We start from the raw sequence: 270 nt of genomic DNA, 5'->3' as shown, positions 1-270 counted from the left end.
CTTATTGACGTCAATACGGACAGTGCGGAATGGAACGACTTGAGATTATCGATGGCGGCCGGCGGCGACGCTTCAGCAAAGAGATGAAGCTGCAGATTGTCGCGGAGAGCTATTCGGAACCTGGCTTGTGTGCGACGACGGCCCGGCGACATGGAATATCGCGTTCGCAGTTATATGAATGGCGCCGGCTCGCACGAGCGTGGCAACTGGATGTTGCGTCGCCTGTGGGCGACTTTGTCCCGGCGCTGCTTGTTCCAGAGGTAGAGCCGG

General features: G+C 58.5%; 1 protein-coding gene. It reads left to right on the top strand.

From position 1 onward, the window contains the following. Positions 1 to 29: 29 nt before the first annotated feature. On the top strand, positions 30 to 270 hold a 241-nt coding region (locus IB277_RS39130; protein WP_246812930.1), incomplete at its 3' end, for a transposase.

The organism is Ensifer sp. ENS07 (genome assembly GCF_014852185.1).
GTDB lineage: Bacteria > Pseudomonadota > Alphaproteobacteria > Rhizobiales > Rhizobiaceae > Ensifer > Ensifer adhaerens.
Note: the sequence above shows the minus strand (reverse complement) of the source record. Positions and strands in the feature narration are given on the sequence as shown.